The following is a 17,102-nucleotide window of genomic DNA, read 5'->3' as shown; positions in this document are numbered from 1 at the left end:
CGCCGTCCAGCGCCCCCGACCGCCTGCTCGAGGAGATCATCCGGGAGATCGTGGGCGACGCGACGGCCGAGACGGTGTCGAGCCTGCAGCCGAGCCGAGACGAGCCCGACTCCCGCGAAGCCGCAAGTGAATCCGCTTCGGCCGCTCCGGCGCCGACCACCGTCGTCGCCTCGCCGGTGGCCGCTGACGACAGCGCCGCGCACCTGGGCGAGTCGCCGGAGGCCCCCGCCGCGACCGCCGACGCCTCGAGCGCAGACCCCACGTACGACGCATCCGCCGCATCTCCCGCACCCCCCGCGGACGCGCCCACCACGGAAGGTGTCGTCGCCGGCGAACGACCGGGGCCGCCGATCGACATCGAGGTGCCTGTGCCGATCGCGCAGCCGGCGCAGCCGGTGGAGTACCCTTCCCAAGGCGAAGCGCGAGACGCGGACGAATCGGTTGACCGCCCGTCGGCGACGGCGGGCACCGCCGAGGTAGTGCCGCCGTCCGCCGCAGCCCACCCCGCAGTCGACACGCTCGCCACCGATGTTTCACGTGAAACACCCCACGCAGACGGAGGAACCCCCCTGGCCGATCAGATTGCCGACGAGACCCGCCGGCGCCTCGCGCTCGATGAGGCCGTTCTGCCCCTGCCCCCGTCGACGCGCGTCCTGACGATCTCGAACCAGAAGGGCGGCGTCGGCAAGACCACGTCCGCCGTGAACCTGGCCGCGGCCCTCGCTCGTGCCGGCGCCCGCGTGCTCGTGATCGACCTCGACCCGCAGGGCAACGCATCGACGGCCCTCGGCGTCGACCACCGGTCGGAGCGACAGAGCGTCTACGAAGTCCTCGTCTCCGACCTGCCCCTCGCCGAGGTGATCCAGACGTCGAGCGAGCACGAGCGGCTGGATTGCGTGCCGGCCACGATCCACCTCGCCGGAGCCGAGATCGAACTCGTGTCATTGGTCGCGCGGGAGCAGCGCCTCCGCCGAGCGCTCGATGCCCACCTCGAGACGATGGAGCGCCCGTACGACTACGTCTTCATCGACTGCCCGCCGTCGTTGGGACTGCTCACGATCAACGCGTTCGTCGCGGCGCGCGAGGTGCTCATCCCGATCCAGTGCGAGTACTACGCACTCGAGGGCCTGTCGCAGCTGCTCAGCAATATCGAACTGATCGAGAAGCACCTCAATCCCGAACTTCGCCTCAGCACGATCCTGCTGACGATGTACGACTCGCGCACCAACCTCGCGCAGCAGGTCGCGCAGGAGGTCCGCGACCACTTCCCCACCCAGACGCTCGACACGATCATCCCTCGGTCCGTTCGAGTGTCCGAGGCGCCGAGCTACGGGCAGAGCGTGATCAGCTACGACTTCGCGTCGAGCGGCTCGCTGTCGTACCGCGAGGCTGCCGCAGAGATCGCCCGGCGTGGTGCGTCGGAGAGCAAGGAGACCAACTGATGGCAACGAAGCGGACCGGCCTCGGCCGCGGTATCGGCGCGCTCATCCCCACCACCGACGACGCCCCGCGCGCCACTCGGCCGGTGGATGTCTTCTTCCCCGACAGCGAGGCCCCCAAGGCAGCCGTCGAGGCCGTCGAGAACGCCGCGGATGCCAACCTCGTGACCGTTCCTGGGGCGCACCTCGCTCGGCTGAACCCGCACGACATCGTCCCGAACGCCCAGCAGCCGCGCACCGTGTTCGACGAGGAGGACCTCGCCGAGCTGATCCACAGCGTCAAGGAATTCGGCGTCCTCCAGCCGATCGTGGTGCGACCCCACCCCGACCAGGCGGGCAAGTACGAGCTCGTGATGGGCGAGCGGCGCCTGCGCGCGACGAAGGCAGCGGGCCTCGACTCCATTCCGGCGGTCATCAAGGACACGGCCAACGAGGCGATGCTGCGCGATGCGCTCCTCGAGAACCTGCATCGATCGCAGCTGAACCCGCTCGAAGAGGCGAGTGCGTACCAGCAACTCCTCGCCGACTTCGGCATCACCCAGGAGGAGCTGGCGACGAGGATCGGCCGCTCACGCCCGCAGATCTCGAACACCCTCCGTCTCCTCAAGCTGCCCGAGCCGGTGCAGATGCGCGTGGCGGCCGGCGTGCTCAGTGCCGGCCACGCGCGCGCCATCCTGGCGGCCGGCGACCCGGAGGCCATGCAGCGCCTGGCCGACAAGATCGTCAACGAGGACCTCTCGGTGCGGGCTGCCGAGGCCATCGTGGCTGAGAATCCGAAGCCCGGGCGACCGAAGCCGGCCGCTGGGAAGCGTCAGGAGTTCCTCGACGATCTTTCAGGCCGTCTCGGCGACCGCCTCGACACCCGGGTCAAGATCACCCTCGGCGCGCGAAAGGGCCAGATCAGCATCGATTTCGCGACCGTTCAGGACCTTCGCCGGATCCTCACCGAACTCGGCGCGGACCTCGAAGGACTCTGACGCGGACGGGCCGCTCCGCGATCCAGGCAGGAGCTACGCGTCGCGGGCGACCGCCGCGCGCACGAGTTCGTCGTACACCGCCGACGCCGTCGCGCCGGACGCCTCGATGGCGAGCGGGAGCAGCGACGTCTCCGTGAGCCCCGGCAGCACGTTCGCCTCGAGGAACCACGGCGTGCCCTGTCCGTCGACGATCAGGTCGACGCGCGACAGATCCCTGAGCCCGAGCGTGCGGTGGGCCAGCAGCGCGGCATCCGTCGCGGCGTCGACGACCGCGTCATCGAGCCGGCTCGGGGCGAAGAACGTGGTCTCCCCCGCGTTGTAGCGCTCCTGGAACGAGTAGACCCCCGTCGTGGGCACGATCTCGACCGCCGTCAGCGCGCGCGCCTCGTCACCGGTCCCGATCACCGCGACGGCGATCTCGGTCCCCACGATGCGACGCTCCACGATGGCGACCTCGGCGTACGTGAACGCCTCGACCATGGCCCGCGGCAACTCCGTCGGGTCATCGACGATGGAGACGCCCTGGGCCGAACCGCCCGATGCGGGCTTCACCACCAGGTCGCCCTGCATCGCCGCGCGCACGACTCGGAGCACGCTCGAGGCGCCGAGTTCGCGGAACGCCTCGTGCGAGAGCACGATCGACTCGGGCACGGCGATGCCGGTCTGCGCGACGAGCGAGCTCGCCACGGGCTTGGACCAGGCGCGGCGGGCGGCCGCGCCCGTCGAACCGACGGTCGGCACGCCGAGGGCCGCGAGCAGCTCGAGCAGGGAGCCGTCCTCGCCGCTCGATCCGTGCAGCGCCGGGAACACCGCATCCGGGCGGCGCTCGGCGAGGTACGGGAGGAGTCCGGCATCCGGATCGCGGACCTCGACGCGGTGGCCCGCCTCGATGAGCGCGTCGGCGACGCGTCGGCCCGACCGCAGCGAGACATCGCGCTCGTGCGAGATGCCGCCCGCGAGGACGACGACGGAGAGACCAGTGGATTCGCTCATGATCAGGGACTTCTCCGCTACTTGAGGTCGGTGGGCGGGGCGGGTTCGATGCCCGGGCGATCGGGCAGCTGCAGTGGGCCGGTGCCGGCGAACGTGTCGAGCAGGTCGAGTTCGCCGTTGACCACCGTGGCCAGGCGCCGGATCCCGAGCCGGATCGCGTCGGGCGTGGGATAGCAGAACGAGAGGCGGATGGCGTGCCGACCGCGGCCGTCGGCGAAGAACGCCGTGCCGGGCGTGTACGCGACCAGCTCGCGCACCGCGCGGGGAAGCATCTGCTTCGAGTCGAGGACGTCCGGCAGCGTCACCCAGACGTAGAACCCGCCGTTGGGGTTGGTCCACGACAACTGCGGCAGGTACTCCCCCAGCGCCTCGATCATCGCGTCCTTGCGTTCGCGGTAGACACCGCGGAACGCGTCGATCTGGCCGCGCCAGTCCGCCTGCGAAAGGTACTCCGAGACGACGAGCTGACTGAAGGACGACGGCGACAGGATCGCCGACTCCGCTGCGAGGATGAGCTTCTCGCGGATCGCGTGCGGCGCCAGCGCCCAACCCACCCGGAACCCGGGCGCCAGCGTCTTCGAGAACGACCCGAGGTAGATGACCCCCTCGGCGTCCATCGAGCGCAGGGCGTGCGGCGCCGGTTCGTCGAAGTGCAGGAGGCCGTACGGGTTGTCCTCCAGGACGAGGATTTCGTTGGAGCGGCAGATCTCGAGGATCTCCGGGCGCCGCTCGGCCGAGAGGGTGACCCCCGCCGGGTTGTGGAAGTTCGGGATCGTGTAGAGGAACTTGATCCGTCGACCCTGGCCGCGCAGGTGCGCGATGGTCTGGCGGAGCGCCTCCGGGATCAGGCCGTCGTCGTCCATCGCGACGTGGACCACCGACGCCTGGTAGGAGCGGAAGACGCCCATCGCACCGACGTAGGAGGGTGCCTCGGCGAGCACCACGTCGCCGGGGTCGAGGAAGAGCTTGGCGACGAGGTCGAGCGCCTGCTGCGAGCCGGTCGAGGTCACCACGTTGTCCACGGAGCCGCGGATGCCCTCCAGCGACATCACCTCGACGATGTGCTCGCGCAGCGTCGGGATGCCCTGACCGGACCCGTACTGCAGCGCCACCGGGCCCTGCTCGCGCATCACCTGCTCGAACGCCGAGGTGATGAGCTCCTGCGGCAGCGCCGACACGTACGGCATCCCGCCGGCGAGCGACACGACCTCGGGGCGGGAGGCGACGGCGAAGAGGGCGCGCACCTCGGAGGCGGCGAAGCCGGCGGCTCGCTCGGCGTAGTTCGCATACCAGGGGTCGAGGTTGTTGCCGGTCCGCTGGGGCACTCCGTCAGGGGTCACTGCTGGTTCCGTTCTGCTCAGGGTTCCCATGCTAGTCAGCCGTCGGCGAGGGGCCCGAAGCGGATGCCGCTGCGTGACGCGGCGCGCGTACATGCCGCACGCGGCATCCGTTCGCCATGCCGAGGGCCGAGCGACGCCGATCCCCGGGAATGCGCGGAGACGACGACGGCCCGCCCCGGATGAACCGGGACGGGCCGTGACGAGTGGAGCGGACTCAGCCGATGAACTCGGCCAGGTCGGCCTCGAGCGCGGGCTTCGGCTTCGCGCCGATGACCGTGTGCACGACCTCGCCGCCCTTGAACACCTTCATCGCGGGAATGGCGGTGATCTGGTACTTCATGGCCAGGCCGGGGTTCTCGTCGACGTTGAGCTTGACGATGTCGAGCTTGTCGGAGTGCTCGGTCGCGATCTGGTCGAGGATGGGGCTCACGGCGCGGCACGGACCGCACCACTCGGCCCAGAAGTCGACGAGCACGGCTCGGTCGTTCTTGAGCACCTCCTGGTCGAAGGTGGCCTCGGTCACTGCGCGTGCAGTCATGTGTCTCTCTCCTTTGCGTGAAGCGGATGCCGCCGGCGTCGGACGCCGAGCACGGATGCTGCGGTCGGAATACTCAGTCGACGCGCGCCAGGTCGGCGGCGACGGCCTCGTCCACCTCGATGGCCTCGGCCTCCGCGGCCGCCGGCTGGTCGTCGGTGTCGTCGAGCGCGGCGAGGTAGTGCTCGGCGTCGAGCGCTGCCACGGTGCCCGATCCGGCGGCCGTGACGGCCTGCCGGTAGGTCGGGTCGATGACGTCGCCCGCGGCGAAGACGCCCGGGACCGAGGTCCGCGACGAGCGACCCTGCACCGCGATGGTGCCCTCGTGCGTGAGGTCGAGCTTGCCGTGCACGAGGTGCGTGCGCGGGTCGTTGCCGATCGCCACGAACAGCCCGTCGAGGTCGAGCGCGCGCTCCTCACCGGTCACGGTGTCGCGCAGGGTGACGCCGCTGACCTGAGCATCGCCCAGGATGGCGGCGACCTCGGCGTTCCAGATGAACTCGATCTTGGGGTTGTCGAACGCGCGCTTCTGCATGATCTTCGACGCCTTGAGCTCGTCGCGGCGGTGGATCACGTAGACCTTGTCGGCGAAGCGGGTGAGGAACGTCGCCTCCTCCATCGCGGAGTCGCCGCCGCCGACCACGGCGATCGTCTTCTCGCGGAAGAAGAAGCCGTCGCACGTGGCGCACCACGAGAGGCCGTAGCCGGAGAGGCGCTCCTCCTCGGGCAGCCCGAGCTTGCGGTAGGCCGAACCCGTCGCGAAGATCACGGCGCGAGCCCCGTGCTCGCCTCCGTTGCCCAGCTTGACCCGCTTGACCGGGCCCTCGACGTCGAGCTCCACGACGTCGTCGTAGACGACCTCGGTGCCGAACCGCTCGGCCTGGGCCTGCATCTTGCCCATGAGGTCGGGCCCCATGATGCCCTCGGGGAACCCGGGGAAGTTCTCGACCTCGGTCGTGTTCATCAGCTCGCCGCCGATCTCGACCGAGCTGGCGATGAGGAGCGGCTTCAGCTCGGCGCGCGCGGCGTAGATCGCGGCGGTGAACCCGGCCGGTCCCGAACCGATGATGATGATGTCGCGCAAACCCGCTCCTGTTCGTCCTGCGATGATTCGCGGCATCCTACCGAGCGGATGCCACGACTAGGTGAACACAGTCTAGGCGGCCGCTATTCCGGCCCACGGCGCGGCTCGCAGGCCGCTCCCAGCTCGCTCAGCGGCGACGGAGGCGGCTGACGACGGGGACCGCGAGGGCCCGGAACTCGGGTGAGCGGAACAGCAGGAGGAAGGCCGCGTACAGCACCGCCATGACCGTGCCGACGAGGGCCATGGACAGCAGCGCGCTGATGCGGTCGGACACCGCGAACCCGCCCTCCTCGAAGCCGCCGAGCCACCAGACGAGGGCGACGCCCACGGCGGCGGGGACGATGAGCGCCGCCATCGCGCGCCCGAGCGACACTGCGACCGAACGGATGCCGATCGTCCCGAGGCGCCGTCGGAGCAGCACGAGTGCGGCGGCGAGCTGGAGGCCTCCGGCGATGGTCGTCGAGGCCGCGACGCCTACGGCGAGCCATTCCTTCGGAAGCGTCGCGAGCGCCACGAGGGCGAGGGTGGTGAAGACGAGCACCTGGAAGAGCGTGAAGAAGAAGGGCGTGCGGGTGTCGTTCAGCGCGTAGAACGTGCGCTGCACGAGGAACAGCACGCTGAACCCGACGAGTCCGATCGCGAACGCGATGATGACGTCGGCGACGGCGGCGACGAGCGCGAAGTCGCCCGACTGGAAGACGCGTGCGAACGGGTACGCGATGACGATGAGCGCCACGGAGGCGAACGCGAGCAGGGTCACGACCGTGCGGGCGGCCGAGGTCAGGTCGTGGAGCAGCAGCTCGTGTCGGCCGTCGCGCCCGTGCTCGCTCATGCGCGTGAAGTAGGCGGTCGCGATCGACACCGTGATGACCGAGTGCGGGAGCATGAAGATCAGCCAGGCGGTGTCCATCGCCGCGTTCGCCGCGCCCTGGTTGGATGCCGTCGCGACCACCTGCGTCTGCACGATGCCCGCGGCCGTCGACAGCAGCAGCATGCCGAAGGTCCAGCCGGCCATGCGTCCCGCCGACCGCAGGCCGACGCCGCGCCAGTGGAAGTCCGGTCGGTAGCGCAGCCCGATGCGTCGCCAGAACCAGAACAGCGACACCGCCTGCGTCACGATGCCGAGCGTGGCGGAGCCGGCGAGCGTCGCGACCATCGCGGCGGTCCAGTCGTCGGGCGTGCGCTGGCCGGTCGGGTCGAAGCCGAAGACGAAGCCGAAGATGAGGAAGCCGGCGATCGCGACGAGGTTGTTGAGCGCGGGCACCCAGGTGTACGGGCCGAAGTTGCGGCGGGCGTTGAGCACCTCGCCGAGCAGCGCGTACAGGCCGTAAAAAAAGATCTGGGGCAGGCTCCAGAACGCGAACGCCGTCGCCAGCGGCACGATCGACGGGTTGCTCCCGCCCCAGAGCAGGACGAGCAGCGGCGCCGCCGCGGTCGCGAGGATGGTCGCCGCGCCGATGAGCACGAGCGCGAGCGTCAGCAGCTTGTTGACGTAGGCGGCGCCGCCGTCGGCGTGCACGCTCGCGCGCACGATCTGCGGCACGAGCACCGCGCTCAGCACGCCGCCCGCGACGATGGCGAACAGGATGCTCGGCAGGCCGTTGGCGATGGCGAACGCGTCGGCGCTCTGCGAGTAGGCGACGCCGACCACGCCCGCGAGCACGATGGCCTTGAGGAACCCGAGCAGGCGCGACACGATCGTGCCGGACGCCAGGAAGAGACTCGCTCGGGCGATCCGGTCTTCAGCCATTCGGTCGTTCCTCGGTGGTCTCGGTGTGCTCGGGTGCTGCGGTGTCGAACGCTACCCTGCTCTCGGGCTCGGCGCCCGGACCTGCGGCGTCCGTCTCCGCCGGACCCGTGGCGCCCGCATCGGCGGCTCCCGCGGACCCCGCCCCGCGGTCGCGTCGACGCCGGCGCACGCTGCGCAGCACGCCGATCGCGAACACCGCCACGGCGATCGCGGCGAGCACCGCCGCACCGACGCCCTCCCAGTCGGCCTGCACGTTGGCGGGCACGATGACCGCGTCGCCGATGGGCGTGCCGTCCGGCGAGGCGAGGGAGACCTCGAGGTTCACCTCGCCGCTGCCGACGCCCGCGGCGACCGGAACGCTCACCGTGCTGCGCGTCTCGGGCTCGACGGTGACGTCGACGGAGTCCTCGACGATGAGCCGGCCGTTCGACGGGGCCACGGAGACGACCACCTCGACGGGGTACGGGAGCGCGTTGAGGATGGTGATCGGGATGCCGGTCTCGCTCGCGACGACCAGCACGGTGCTGCTCGAGACGACCGACACGGCGTCGGTGATGGCGCGACGGTCGACGAGCCAGCGCCCCACGGCGGCGGTCCACTCGGTCGGCTGCGGGATCCATCCCGTCGACAGCAGTGCGAGCAGGTCGCGCCGGGTCGGCGCGGTGAGCACGCTCGGGTCGACGAGCACGTCGGAGAAGTCGGCCACCGCCTGCTCGGCGGTGAGCATGCGACCCACGTTGTCGAGGCGCTGCTGAGATTCGGCCGTGGAGATGAGCGTGCGCTCGACGGGCGGCGCGCCGACGGTGTCCACGAGCGTCGCCGGCTGCGACCAGGGCGTGGAGGCCAGCGCCGACAGCGTCGCGGCGACGCGGTCCGAGCCGTCGCCTCCCGAGCGTCCGAACGTGCCGAGGACCGTGGAGACGCCCTCGTCGGCCGCCAGTGCGAGCTCGGCGAGCACCCGCGAGGTCGCGGCGCGCCATTCCGTGTCGGATGCCGCGTCCGCGGCACGACGGAGCGCCGGCGTCACCCGGGCGTCGGCGACCGCGGCCGCGCGACCGTCGATCGTCGCGCCGGCGCTCACCGCGTCCTCGACGGGCTCGACGTTGCCGGGCGACAGGATGGCGGTCGTGAGCCCGCCCGCGGCGAAGACGTCGAGATCGCCCGATGCGACGGTGTCATCGGCCGGCCAGGCGATGTCGGTGCGCGTGAAGGTCCAGTCGAGGAGCGCCTCCGCGTCGGGGATCCGGCCGGGAGACGCGGTGGTGCCGTCCTCCTCGCCGCCCTCGGTGAAGTCGGCCGGGTCGATCGCGTCGTCGAAGCCGAGCGGCTCGAGCGGCGCGTCCAGCCCGGCCTGCGCCTGCGCGGCGAGGTCGGCGTCGGCGTAGGCGAGCGGGAACACCTCGTTCGGCATCCGCTCGAGCTCGGCGAGCCACTCGACGGCGGTCTGCGGGGCGGACGAGCCGAGCACGCGGATCGACGCGGGAATCCGGGGATCGACGCCGATCGCGACGGCGGCGCCGGAGACCGCCTCCAGCTGGCGGGTGAGCGCGCCGGTCGGCGCCGTCCACGCCTCGAGGCGCTCCGCCGGGATCAGGCCCTCCTCGATCGGCGGCGTCGTGAGCGGGTACGCGAGCGCGAGGCCCACCGGGTCGGCGGCGGGGACCCGCGAGTTCGCAAGCACCGACGTGGATGCGGCGACCGTGTCGCCGTCGATCTCGAGCGACGCGGCGACGCCCACGGCGGGCCAGGACTCCCCCGTGGCATCCGGTGGGATGGTGAACGTGAGCGTCGTCGCGGCACCGGCGGCCAGCGAGGCCGAGGCCCGCTCGGCGACGCGTCGCGCCTCGGGCCGCTCGGCGGAGTCGCCCGTGGACCAGGCGTCGACGTCCGCGGCGTCGGAGAGCGCCGACGTCGCGACGTCCAGCGCGATCGTGCCGGCGCCGAGCGCCTCGCCGGTGCGGTTGACGACCTCGACGACCACGTCGATGCCCGCGCCCGCGGCGACGGCCGTCGCACCCGCGGGGGCCACGCTGACGCGCACCCCGTCCTCCGTCGCCTCCGGCGTCAGGCCCGATCCGTTCCGTGCGGCGGGCGCGACGACGCCGACGACGCCGAGACCGCCGGGACCGAAGCCGGCGGCGGAGGACGCTGCCGCGGCAGGAGCCGCGGCGCCCATCGCGACGAGCGCGGACATCGCCGCGGACGCGGTGAAGGCGAGGAGTCGGCGGAGGCGTCGAGGAGTGGTCGACTCGGCCGGCATGCGAGCGATTCTACGGCGTGACGTCCCCGAGCCCGTCGGGTGTGGATGGGGCGTCCGTCACCGTTCGCCTCGCGGCATCCGTCACCCACGTCTCGGCGGCCCGCCCCCGGTTCGCGGGCCGGGCGCGCGACGCATCGCCCTCGCCGCCCTGCCTAACATGGAGCAATGCAGAGCGTGGCGCAGGCCCTCGACCGCCTCAGTGGTCTCGCGGCCTCGCCGACCGTCGCGAAGCTCGCCGAGGCGTTCGCCGCCGCCGGGTACGAGCTCGCGCTCGTGGGCGGGCCGGTGCGCGACGCGTTCCTCGGTCGCGGCACCAACGACCTCGACTTCACCACGGATGCCACGCCCGACGAGATCCTCGAGGTCGTCAAGCCCATCGCCGAGGCGCACTGGGACATCGGCCGCGACTTCGGCACCATCGGGGCGAAGGTCCACGGCCACACGGTCGAGATCACCACGTACCGCGCGGACGCGTACGACGGCACGTCCCGCAAGCCCGAGGTCGTCTTCGGCACCTCGCTCGAGGACGACCTCGTCCGCCGCGACTTCACCGTCAACGCGCTCGCGCTGCGCCTGCCGCAGATCGCGCTGGTCGACCCGTCGGGCGGCGTCGAGGACCTCATCGCCGGCGTCCTCCGCACGCCGTCCGAGCCCGAGGTGTCGTTCGGCGACGACCCGCTGCGGATGATGCGCGCCGCACGCTTCGCGTCCCAGCTCGGGTTCGAGGTCGAGGAGGGCACCCTCGCGGCGATGTCGGCGCTCGCCCCCGAGATCGACCGCATCTCGGCGGAGCGCGTGCGCGACGAGCTGTCGAAGCTGCTCTGCACCGACGCCCCGCGCCGCGGCATCCGCCTGCTCGTCGACACCGGGATCGCCGCGCGCGTGCTGCCCGAGATCCCCGCCCTGAAGCTCGAGATCGACGAGCACCACCACCACAAGGACGTCTACGAGCACTCGCTCACGGTGCTCGACCAGGCCATCGACTACGAGGTGTCGCGCGGTCGGCTCGAGTCGCCGGACCTCGTCGTGCGACTCGCCGCGCTGCTGCACGACATCGGCAAGCCCGCCACGCGCCGGCTCGAGCCGGGCGGGGCCGTGTCGTTCCACCACCACGACATCGTCGGCGCCAAGCTCGCCAAGAAGCGCCTGCGCGAACTTCGGTTCGACAACGACACCATCAAGGCGGTCGCGCGCCTGATCGAGCTGCACCTGCGGTTCTTCGGCTACACGGACGGCGCGTGGTCCGACTCGGCGGTGCGCCGCTACGTGCGCGACGCCGGCGACCAGCTCGAGCGCCTGCACATCCTCACCCGAGCGGATGTCACGACGCGCAACCGCCGCAAGGCCGACCGCCTCGGCTTCGCGTACGACGACCTCGAGGAGCGCATCGCCCGCCTCGCGGAGGAGGAGGAGCTCGCGGCGGTCCGCCCCGAGCTCGACGGGCAGGAGATCATGGCGACGCTCGGCATCCGTCCGGGGCCGGTGGTCGGCGAGGCGTACAAGTACCTCCTCGACGTGCGGCTCGACGAGGGCCCCATCGGCACGGATGCCGCACGCGAGCGCCTCCTCGCCTGGTGGGCCGCCCGCGGCGACGCCTGACCCGCTCCGCCCCCCGCCCGGGCTCGCCCCACCCGCCCGGGTCTGAGTGCGCAGTTGCGCGACGAGCGCGCGTGGCCGCGGTCGCGCGCCCGTCGTGGAGACGCGCGCTCGCGCCCACCGCTCCTGCCCAACCCGGCATCCGCGGCGGGGGCGCACAGATGCCGCCGGGACGCCCGCGCCGTGCAGCGGGGCTCGCGAGCGTAAGCGCATGACGGCTCACGAGTTCCCCATTCCGATCTCCTACGTCGCCGACGAGCTGGGGTCGGGCCGATCCGCTCGGCGTTTACAGCGTGAAGCCGCGAACGGAGAGCTGCTCCGCGTCCTGCCCGGGGCGTACGCCGAGCGCTCGGCATGGATGGCGCTGACACCGGAGCAGCGCCACCTCCTGCAGATCGCGGCCACGCTTCGGCGACGCCCGGACGACCCAGTGCTGGTGGGCGAGAGCGCTGCCCTGCTGCTCGGCCTGCCGACGGCTCGCCCGCTCCCCTCCTGGGTCCACCTGTCGACCACCGATCGCACGCCGCCCGCATCATCGACGGCCGTCCGGTGGTACCGGGGAGTCCTGCGGGAAGACCAGGTGACTCGAGTGCACGGGGTTCGCACCACCGACCTCGCGCGGACCACCGCCGACCTCGCCCGCTCCCGAGCGTTTCCGGCGGCGATGGCCGCCGTCGACGCGGCCCTGCGACCCGCGACCCGCACGTTGCCGTGGCGGTTCGTCGACGGGCAGGTGCGGTCCGCCGATCCGATCCGGCTCGGCGGGGTGCGCCGGGATGACCTGGTCGAGCTGGTGACATCGGCCGGACGCGGGAGCCGAACGGCGCGCAGGGCGATCGAACTCGGCGACCCACTGGCGGCGAGTGCCGGCGAATCCCTCAGCCGGGCGCACATCCACCTCCTCGGGTTCCCGCCGCCGCTGCTCCAGCGCCGATTCGTCGACCCGGATGGTTCGGTGGCCGTCGTGGACTTCGACTGGCCGGAGTTCGCCGTCAGCGGGGAGTTCGACGGTTTCGTCAAGTACTCGGCGGACGAGTACCTGCGGGGCGCGCTGCCGGCGGAGGTGCTGTGGCGGGAGAAGGAGCGCGAGCGCCGCCTCAAGCGCCACCACGGACGCGAGGTCGCCCGCTGGACCTGGTCCGACGTCACCGGCGGGGCGGTCGGCCTGCGCGACGAGCTGATCGCGGCCGGACTCCCGTGCCGGCGGCGGTGAGTGCGCGCATGCGCGACGAGTGCGCGCCTCGGGGGCCGCGCGCTCGTCGCGGAACCGCGCGCTCGCGGGACGGGGCGGGCGGGTGAGCGGGGGCGCGGGCGGGGGCGCGGGCGCGCGCGGCGGCGCGGGGGCGGATGTGCGCCGGGAGGCGGCATCCGTTACGATGTGAAGGTTGCCCGTGCGCCGAAGTCTCGGCCTCCGCGGAGCGACGCATGTACACCCTCCTGTCACAGACCGTCTGTGACCGCTGAGTCCGAAGGAGGTGGGTCTGTCATGCACCAGTACGAGCTGATGGTCATCCTCGATCCGTCGATCGACGAGCGCACCGTTGCTCCGAGCCTCGACAAGTTCCTCAACGTCATCCGCAACGACGGTGGCACCGTCGACAAGGTCGACATCTGGGGCAAGCGTCGTCTGGCCTACGAGATCGACAAGAAGTCCGAGGGCATCTACGCCGTCGTCGACTTCACCGCCGAGTCGAAGACCACCAACGAGCTCGACCGCCAGCTGAACCTCAGCGAGGCCGTCATGCGCACCAAGGTCCTCCGTGCGGAAGAGGCGATCGCCCAGGTCGCCGCCGTGAAGAAGGCGGAAGAGGCGAAGGCCGCGAAGAAGGCCGCCGCCGCCGCGAAGGCCCCCGCCAAGAAGGACGCCTAGTCCCCATGGCCGGCGAGACCATCATTACCGTAGTGGGCAACCTCACCGCCGACCCCGAGCTGCGCTACACGCAGTCCGGGCTCGCGGTCGCGAACTTCACGATCGCGTCGACCCCCCGCACGTTCGACCGCCAGGCGAACGAGTGGAAGGACGGCGAGGCCCTCTTCCTGCGCGCGAGCTGCTGGCGCGAGTTCGCCGAGCACGTCGCGGGATCGCTCACCAAGGGAACCCGGGTCATCGCTTCCGGGCGTCTCAAGCAGCGCTCCTACGAGACGAAGGAAGGCGAGAAGCGCACCAGCATCGAGCTCGAGATCGACGAGATCGGCCCGAGCCTGCGCTACGCCACCGCGTCCGTGACGCGCGCCCAGTCCAACCGCGGCGTCGGCGGCGGCGGCTCCTTCGGGGGCGGCGGCGCCAGCAGCCAGTCGGATGACGCGTGGGCGCCCAGCGCTCCCGCGCAGTCCTCGGGCGGCGGCGACGTCTGGAACACCCCGGGCACCAACTACGGCGACGAGACGCCCTTCTAAGGCCTGACGGCCGGCGACGGATGCCACGCGGCATCCGCTCGCACCCAGAATTCACACACGACAGGAAAGTTCAATGGCTGGAAAGAGCAGCGGCGACCGCCGCAAGCCTCGCGGCGGCAAGGGCGCGAAGAACGCCGCCCCCGCGAAGTCCGTCAAGGTCGGCGTCATCGACTACAAGGATGTCGCGACCCTTCGGAAGTTCATCTCGGAGCGCGGCAAGATCCGCGCCCGTCGCATCACCGGTGTCTCCGTGCAGGAGCAGCGCCTCATCGCCCGCGCCGTGAAGAACGCGCGCGAGATGGCGCTCCTGCCCTACTCGGGCTCCGGCCGCTAAGGAGCACGACAATGGCAAAGATCATCCTCACGCACGAGGTGTCGGGTCTCGGCACCGCCGGTGACGTGGTCGAGGTCAAGAACGGGTACGCCCGCAACTACCTCGTCCCCCAGGGTCTCGCGACGCCGTGGACCCGTGGCGGCCAGAAGCAGGTCGACCAGATCAAGGCCGCTCGCGCCGCGCGCGAGCTGCACTCCCTCGAGGACGCGCAGGCGCTCAAGGCCAAGCTCGAGGAGGGCAAGGTCAAGCTGACCGTCAAGGCCGGCCTCGGCGGCCGCCTGTTCGGTTCGGTCAAGACGGCGGATGTCGCGGCTGCGGTCGCCGACGCCGGCCTGGGCCAGATCGACAAGCGCAAGATCGAGATCCCCACGCCGATCAAGTCGGTCGGCGACCACGAGGCGACGGTGAAGCTGCGCGACGACGTGTCCGCGACGATCACCCTCCAGGTGGTCGCGGCCAAGTAGTCGCGAACTCTCACGCACGACGCGGCGGTGGGCGGAATGCCCCCGCCGCGTCGTCGTGCCGGGGGAAGGTCGGCCGCATTCGCCCCGACCGATGAGGCCGCGCGTTGGGCGATTCTTACACCCGCCGAGAACATGAGCGCAAGTCCGCATTTCGGGGACTATCCCCATCGTTGTGCACAGGTGCAACGCCCGCGTCGGTGAGTTCTGAAGAAACTTTTCCCCCACAGGTGTGGATTCCGGGAATCCCTGATCAGGTCAGAATTCAACCGGTGTCATTCACACGATTTCCACAGTTCTCCACAGGCTGAGTGCACATGTTGGGCGGCGTTTCGCCCAGTCTCTCCACAAAGTTATCCACAGGCCGTCTTGTGCCCCGCGACCCCCTTGCCTAGGGTGAGTCAGCGTCAGCCGCCGAACCCCCCGAGTCGACTTCCGGCCGGGTGTGTGGGCGGGTCCTGATAGTCCTTGGATGAGGGCGACGAGCGGGCGCCCGCATGAGCGAGCGAATCGGAGGAAGCAGTTGTCGATCGCGCATCTCGGGCTCGCCGAACCCCTCGACGACCCCGACGCCCGCCGGGGTGAGCGCACGCCCCCGCACGACCTGCTGGCCGAGCAGAGCACGCTCGGCGGCATGATGCTCTCGAAGGACGCGGTCGCCGACGTCATCGAGACGCTGCGGGGCATCGACTTCTACGTGCCGAAGCACGAGGTCGTCTTCAACGCCATCCTCTCGCTGTACTCGCACGGCGAGCCGACCGACGTCATCGCGGTCACCGACGAGCTCACCAAGACCGGTGAGCTGCATCGCGCCGGCGGCGTCGAGTACCTCCACACCCTCACGAGCCTCGTGCCGACGGCGGCCAATGCGGGGTACTACGCCGAGATCGTCGCCGAGCGCGCGCTGCTGCGCCGCCTGGTCGAAGCGGGCACTCGCATCGTGCAGATGGGCTACGCGGGCGAGGGCGAGGTGGTCGAGCTCGTCAACAACGCGCAGGCCGAGATCTACTCCGTCACCGGCTCGGTCGAGAGCGAAGACTACGTCCCCCTCACCGACGCGATCGGCACGGCGATCGACGAGATCGAGGCGGCCAAGCACACCGACGGCAAGATGACCGGCGTGCCGACCGGATTCGCCGACCTCGACGACCTCACGAACGGCTTCCACCCGGGCCAGATGATCATCGTCGCGGCGCGACCCGCCATGGGTAAGTCCACGCTCGCGCTCGACTTCGCGCGGTCGGCCGCCATCACGCACGACCTCCCGACGATCTTCTTCTCGCTCGAGATGGGCCGCAGCGAGATCGCGATGCGCCTGCTCTCGGCCGAGGCATCCGTGCCGCTGCAGAACATGCGCAAGGGCACCGTCGACACCCGCGACTGGACCACGATCGCGTCGACCCGCGGCCGCATCAACGACGCGCCGCTCTACATCGACGACTCCCCCAACATGACGCTCGTCGAGATCCGTGCGAAGTGCCGCCGGCTGAAGCAGCGCGTGGGCCTGAAGATGGTCGTCATCGACTACCTGCAGCTCATGACGAGCGGCAAGCGCGTCGAGAGCCGGCAGCAGGAGGTGTCCGAGTTCTCGCGTGCGCTGAAGCTCCTCGCGAAGGAGCTCCAGGTGCCGGTGCTCGCGCTGTCGCAGCTGAACCGTGGTCCCGAGCAGCGCGCCGACAAGATGCCCGCGCTCTCCGACCTCCGCGAGTCGGGCTCGATCGAGCAGGATGCCGACATGGTGATCCTGCTGCACCGCGAGTCGGCCTACGAGCGCGACAGCCCGCGCGCCGGCGAGGCCGACCTGATCGTGGCGAAGCACCGCAACGGCCCGACCCGCACGGTCACGGTCGCCTTCCACGGGCACTTCTCGCGCTTCGCCGACATGGTGCAGGTGTAGCAGCCGGGAATCCTGACGACGCCCGTCCGCCGTGCTCGG

Annotated in this window: 15 protein-coding genes; 9 read left to right on the top strand and 6 right to left on the bottom strand. The window is 71.0% G+C overall.

All coding sequences use genetic code 11. The features are described 5' to 3' along the window. The first annotated feature begins 569 nt into the window (after positions 1-569). On the top strand, positions 570-1,442 hold the full coding sequence (locus AVP42_RS16855; protein WP_231878575.1) for a ParA family protein: 873 nt from the start codon (positions 570-572) through the stop codon (positions 1,440-1,442). Then, entirely contained in the window at positions 1,442-2,416 is a 975-nt protein-coding gene (locus tag AVP42_RS07115; RefSeq protein WP_067947536.1) for a ParB/RepB/Spo0J family partition protein, read from the top strand. Before AVP42_RS16855 ends, AVP42_RS07115 begins: the two co-directional genes overlap by 1 nt. 33 nt (positions 2,417-2,449) lie before the next feature. Here AVP42_RS07115 and AVP42_RS07110 read toward each other — a convergent pair whose 3' ends face one another. The 6 genes from AVP42_RS07110 to AVP42_RS07085 all read right to left on the bottom strand — a co-directional run bounded on the left by AVP42_RS07110 (position 2,450) and on the right by AVP42_RS07085 (position 10,378). Beyond that, the gene (locus tag AVP42_RS07110) at positions 2,450-3,409 is read right to left on the bottom strand and encodes an ATP-grasp domain-containing protein (RefSeq protein WP_067947535.1); all 960 of its coding nucleotides are present in this window, start codon (positions 3,407-3,409) and stop codon (positions 2,450-2,452) included. 17 nt (positions 3,410-3,426) lie between these two features. Then, a complete protein-coding gene (locus AVP42_RS07105; protein ID WP_067947533.1) occupies positions 3,427-4,749 on the bottom strand; it encodes a PLP-dependent aminotransferase family protein in 1,323 nt (440 codons plus the stop codon). 214 nt (positions 4,750-4,963) lie between these two features. After that, entirely contained in the window at positions 4,964-5,287 is a 324-nt protein-coding gene (gene trxA, locus AVP42_RS07100) for a thioredoxin (protein ID WP_067947531.1), read from the bottom strand. Between the two features lie 73 nt (positions 5,288-5,360). Further along, positions 5,361-6,368, bottom strand: a complete 1,008-nt coding sequence (gene trxB, locus AVP42_RS07095) for a thioredoxin-disulfide reductase (RefSeq protein ID WP_067947529.1) — start codon at positions 6,366-6,368, stop codon at positions 5,361-5,363. 127 nt (positions 6,369-6,495) lie between these two features. Next, a complete protein-coding gene (gene murJ, locus AVP42_RS07090) occupies positions 6,496-8,118 on the bottom strand; it encodes a murein biosynthesis integral membrane protein MurJ (RefSeq protein WP_067947528.1) in 1,623 nt (540 codons plus the stop codon). Beyond that, positions 8,111-10,378 (bottom strand): DUF6049 family protein, encoded by a 2,268-nt coding sequence (locus tag AVP42_RS07085; RefSeq protein WP_067947527.1) that lies wholly within the window; start codon positions 10,376-10,378, stop codon positions 8,111-8,113. Before AVP42_RS07085 ends, murJ begins: the two co-directional genes overlap by 8 nt. Positions 10,379-10,543: 165 nt before the next feature. On the opposite strand from AVP42_RS07085, the gene AVP42_RS07080 reads away from it, so the two are divergent. The 7 genes from AVP42_RS07080 to dnaB all read left to right on the top strand — a co-directional run bounded on the left by AVP42_RS07080 (position 10,544) and on the right by dnaB (position 17,063). Continuing rightward, positions 10,544-11,977, top strand: coding sequence for a CCA tRNA nucleotidyltransferase (locus AVP42_RS07080; protein ID WP_067947525.1), 1,434 nt, complete (start codon positions 10,544-10,546; stop codon positions 11,975-11,977). A gap of 208 nt (positions 11,978-12,185) precedes the next feature. After that, positions 12,186-13,187, top strand: a complete 1,002-nt coding sequence (locus AVP42_RS07075) for a hypothetical protein (RefSeq protein WP_067947520.1) — start codon at positions 12,186-12,188, stop codon at positions 13,185-13,187. A gap of 273 nt (positions 13,188-13,460) precedes the next feature. Continuing rightward, positions 13,461-13,844 (top strand): 30S ribosomal protein S6, encoded by a 384-nt coding sequence (gene rpsF / locus AVP42_RS07070; protein WP_067947518.1) that lies wholly within the window; start codon positions 13,461-13,463, stop codon positions 13,842-13,844. A 5-nt stretch (positions 13,845-13,849) separates the two neighbouring features. After that, the gene (locus AVP42_RS07065) at positions 13,850-14,371 is read left to right on the top strand and encodes a single-stranded DNA-binding protein (RefSeq protein WP_067947516.1); all 522 of its coding nucleotides are present in this window, start codon (positions 13,850-13,852) and stop codon (positions 14,369-14,371) included. A 73-nt stretch (positions 14,372-14,444) separates the two neighbouring features. After that, positions 14,445-14,705, top strand: coding sequence for a 30S ribosomal protein S18 (gene rpsR / locus AVP42_RS07060; protein WP_067947514.1), 261 nt, complete (start codon positions 14,445-14,447; stop codon positions 14,703-14,705). Positions 14,706-14,716: 11 nt separating this feature from the next. Further along, positions 14,717-15,169: a 50S ribosomal protein L9 gene (rplI, locus tag AVP42_RS07055; protein ID WP_067947512.1), complete on the top strand. Its 453-nt coding sequence runs from the start codon at positions 14,717-14,719 to the stop codon at positions 15,167-15,169. 520 nt (positions 15,170-15,689) lie between these two features. Continuing rightward, a complete protein-coding gene (gene dnaB / locus AVP42_RS07050; protein ID WP_067947502.1) occupies positions 15,690-17,063 on the top strand; it encodes a replicative DNA helicase in 1,374 nt (457 codons plus the stop codon). Positions 17,064-17,102 lie beyond the last annotated feature (39 nt).

Origin of the sequence: Agromyces sp. NDB4Y10, from assembly GCF_001620055.1 — a bacterium.
Taxonomy (GTDB): Bacteria; Actinomycetota; Actinomycetes; order Actinomycetales; family Microbacteriaceae; genus Agromyces; species Agromyces indicus.
This window is presented reverse-complemented; position numbering and strand designations above follow the sequence as displayed.

Excerpts from the sequence above, each read along its gene's own strand:
- AVP42_RS07115 (WP_067947536.1), top strand. The coding sequence starts at position 1,442 with ATGGCAACGAAGCGGACCGGCCTCGGCCGCGGTATCGGCGCGCTCATC.
- AVP42_RS07110 (WP_067947535.1), bottom strand. The coding sequence starts at position 3,409 with ATGAGCGAATCCACTGGTCTCTCCGTCGTCGTCCTCGCGGGCGGCATC.
- trxA (WP_067947531.1), bottom strand. The coding sequence starts at position 5,287 with ATGACTGCACGCGCAGTGACCGAGGCCACCTTCGACCAGGAGGTGCTC.
- murJ (WP_067947528.1), bottom strand. The coding sequence starts at position 8,118 with ATGGCTGAAGACCGGATCGCCCGAGCGAGTCTCTTCCTGGCGTCCGGC.
- AVP42_RS07085 (WP_067947527.1), bottom strand. The coding sequence starts at position 10,378 with ATGCCGGCCGAGTCGACCACTCCTCGACGCCTCCGCCGACTCCTCGCC.
- AVP42_RS07080 (WP_067947525.1), top strand. The coding sequence starts at position 10,544 with ATGCAGAGCGTGGCGCAGGCCCTCGACCGCCTCAGTGGTCTCGCGGCC.
- AVP42_RS07075 (WP_067947520.1), top strand. The coding sequence starts at position 12,186 with ATGACGGCTCACGAGTTCCCCATTCCGATCTCCTACGTCGCCGACGAG.
- rpsF (WP_067947518.1), top strand. The coding sequence starts at position 13,461 with ATGCACCAGTACGAGCTGATGGTCATCCTCGATCCGTCGATCGACGAG.
- AVP42_RS07065 (WP_067947516.1), top strand. The coding sequence starts at position 13,850 with ATGGCCGGCGAGACCATCATTACCGTAGTGGGCAACCTCACCGCCGAC.
- rpsR (WP_067947514.1), top strand. The coding sequence starts at position 14,445 with ATGGCTGGAAAGAGCAGCGGCGACCGCCGCAAGCCTCGCGGCGGCAAG.
- rplI (WP_067947512.1), top strand. The coding sequence starts at position 14,717 with ATGGCAAAGATCATCCTCACGCACGAGGTGTCGGGTCTCGGCACCGCC.